This window comes from Pyrinomonas sp., assembly GCF_040289685.1.
In the GTDB taxonomy this organism is placed as follows: domain Bacteria; phylum Acidobacteriota; class Blastocatellia; order Pyrinomonadales; family Pyrinomonadaceae; genus Pyrinomonas.
Genome location: NZ_PSLQ01000070.1, coordinates 14891 through 18066, shown reverse-complemented (window position 1 = coordinate 18066; position 3176 = coordinate 14891). Strand labels below are relative to the sequence as shown.

The window sequence follows — 3176 nt, the reverse complement described above, 5'->3', positions numbered from 1 at the left end:
GGCGCCCGCAGCAAGCAGAGTCGACCGGCAGCGAGTCGCAGTGAGGTCGAGCGGCGACGAAGATGAAGGGTTGAGGTCGGGCTGCAGATACTGGCGTCAGTGCGATCCGTTCAGCGATCCGATTAGTCATCGAGACTAGCCTGAGTCGAAGGCGACTAGAGTAAAGCGCGAGGGAAGGGTTCAGGTCCCGGCGGTCAAAGCGGCGTAGGAACGGACAGGGTGGGAAACGGCAGCACTACCCGATCAAAGCACTGACATGATAGGGAAATTTTGTTTAGAAGGCCTCATGTCCATGGCTAGTGCAGCATAGCTTCTTGCGCTGATGTTCTCTTCTCGCCAACGCGCGCTTTCAACGAGCGTCATGTAGCAGGTGCGCTTCTTGTTTTCACTTCCCTGTGCGCCGGACTTAAGCGAAGAGAAAGAGCCGCTATTCTGAACGTGTGCTGGTGCCCGTCTCCCTTTGCGCGCTACACACGCAGCTAGATGAGCGCCGCGCTCTAACTCACGCTCAGCCTCCGCCTCATACCTTGCCGACTACCACCCGTCGCATCGCTCCACCTCTGCCAACGACTCGCCCGCCACTTGCTCCAGCTTCTCTTCAGCCATTACCAGCAGCTGCGATGAGGATCGAAAGGTGGTAGAGCGACACACCTGTAGCTGAGAGCTGACTTTTTGCTTTCGAGTCTTTTGCTTGCCACCCCACCTTGCGTCGCCGCGTTGGCGAGGAGCTGGGAGCTGACTTTTTGCTTTCGAGTCTTTTGCAGTGCGCGTGTGAAAGGTGTTGTAGCCACCTCCCGTTTCTTACTTCGAAGACATGCTTTCGGCGTGCGCGCGAGATACGCGACATGTCGCAAGAGAAGAACGCGACGAAGAACGGTCAATGAACGCCGTCGAGTCGCCGCATCGCGCGGAAGCGGCGAAAGAGCAACGTCAAAGGGATGCAGAGCAAGCAAAGCAAGGTGAGCAGGCGGAAGTTATCGATGTAGGCCATGAGCGAGGCCTGCTTGAGCAACGTGCCGTATATGGCTCCGTGCGCCAGTTGCGTCGCCGTCGCCGGATCGCCGTGTGCGGCAAACGCGCTCGTCAATTGTTTCAACTTCTCTCGATAGGCCGCATCGTAAGGCGTCAGATGTGCAACCATGATCGCTTGGTGCCCCTGTGCGCCGCGCGCGAGCATGGTCGTCACCAATGCGATGCCGATGCTCCCGCCGATGTTGCGCATCAGGTTGTAAACGCCGGTTGCGTTGCCGATCTGTTCGTTCGGCAACGTGCTGATGCTCAGGGTCGTCAGCGGAACGAAGATGAAGCCCATGGCGAAACCGCTGACGACGTTGGGCCACATCACGTTGCTCGACGCGATCTCAAGGTTTAACCCAGCGAACACGTATGTCGAATAGGCGAGCGTGGCGAAACCGAATGCGATCAGCCAACGACCATCGATTCGCCCGATCAAGCGTCCGACGATGATCATCGAGACGACCGATCCGAAACCGCGCGGACTGACGGTCAGGCCGCTCTCGACCGCCGGATAACCGAGCAGGGTTTGAAGAAAGAGCGGCAGCAAGGCGACGGTGCCGAAGAGCACGATGCCAACCGAGGTGATGAGTGCAGTGCCGACGGCGAAGTTGCGATTGGCGAAGATGCGTAGATCAACGATCGGATCAGATGTCCTCAGTTCGCGGATGACGAACGCGACGAGCGCAAGCACGCAGAGCACAGATAACCACACGATCCACGCCGACTCAAACCAATCTTCCTGTTGACCTTTGTCGAGCACGATCTGCAACGCGCCGAGGCCGATGGCCATCAGTCCGAACCCGATGTAATCGATCTTCGCGGCGCGTCTTGCGCCAACGTATGGTGGATCTTCAATGAAGAGAGTCGCCATCACGACGGCGAGCGCGCCGACCGGCAGGTTGATGTAGAAGATCCAGCGCCAAGAGTAGTTGTCTGTGATCCAACCGCCAAGCGTCGGCCCGATGATCGGCGCCGTCACCACGCCCAAGCCGTAGATCGCCATCGCGGCGCCGCGGCGCGCCGGCGGAAAACTTTCAAGCAACACAGCCTGCGCGATCGGTTGCAGCGCGCCGCCGCCGACGCCTTGGAGGATGCGCGCGATGATGATCATGCCGAGGCTGCTCGCCATGCCGCACAGCGCCGAAGCGAGCGTGAAGATGCCGATGCAGATCAGAAGGAAGCGCTTGCGTCCGAAAAGCGAGGCAAACCAGCCAGTCGCTGGCAAGATGATCGCGTTAGAGACGAGGTAGCTCGTCAAGACCCAAGTCGCCTCTTCCGGCGTGGCGGAAAGGCTGCCGGCGATGTGCGGGAGCGAAACGTTGGCGACCGAAGTGTCGAGCACCTCCATGAAAGTGGCGAGCATCACGGAGAAGGCGATCAGCCAAGGACTGTAACTCGGTCGCCAAGATGCCCAATCGTTTTCAAGCTCCGTGCCGTCCATCGCAGACTCAACCTTTGAACGATCCTTTCGCAGCGCTCATCGCCGCTCCATTTCAAGCGCGACGGTTTTAACAGCGACGACTTCACATATCATCTTTGCCCCGAAGGGCATCGTTGCTCTTCACTCTCCAGCGCGCCGGCCTCGGTGTCGTTTCGATTGCGGCTGCGGCGCCTTTCGGTGCACCTACGCTTCAGTCTCGACTGGCCGCTTGCGGCACCTGAGCCTCGATGCGTTGCACCGTTCATCGTACCCTCACTTCTGGCTCGACCGACATGCCTGGCACAAGCATGTGCTGCGGATCGGGCGGATCGTCGAAGACGATCTTGACCGGCACGCGCTGGACCACCTTGACGTAGTTGCCGGTGGCGTTCTCCGGCGGGAGCAGACTGAACCGCGATCCTGTGCCGGCCTGCATGCTGTCGATGTGCCCGCGGAAGACTTTATCCGGATAGGCATCGACGTAGATCTCTACCGTTTGACCTGGATGCATCTGGCCGATTTGCGTCTCTTTGAAATTAGCGACCACCCAAACCTCGCCCGACACGATCGCCACGAGCGGTTGTCCCGCCTGCACCAAGTTTCCTTCTTCAACCGCTCGGCGCGCGATGCGTCCCGAAGCCGGAGCGTAGATCTTCGTGTAGGAGAGTTCGAGTTCGGCCTGTTTGACCGCGGCGCGCAACTGCTCGATGGAGGCTGTAGCGGTTTCGGCTTGTGCTCG

Annotated in this window: 2 protein-coding genes; both read right to left on the bottom strand. The window is 59.5% G+C overall.

What is annotated here, in order from left to right:
• Positions 1 to 877: 877 nt before the first annotated feature.
• On the bottom strand, positions 878 to 2458 hold the full coding sequence (locus tag C4334_RS12765; protein ID WP_352432472.1) for a DHA2 family efflux MFS transporter permease subunit: 1581 nt from the start codon (positions 2456 to 2458) through the stop codon (positions 878 to 880).
• Positions 2459 to 2699: 241 nt separating this feature from the next.
• Positions 2700 to 3176: HlyD family secretion protein (locus C4334_RS12760; RefSeq protein ID WP_352432471.1), on the bottom strand; the 477-nt coding region annotated here is incomplete at its 5' end.

Coding starts and splice junctions, on each gene's coding strand:
- C4334_RS12765 (WP_352432472.1), bottom strand. CDS start 2,458: ATGGACGGCACGGAGCTTGAAAACGATTGGGCATCTTGGCGACCGAGT.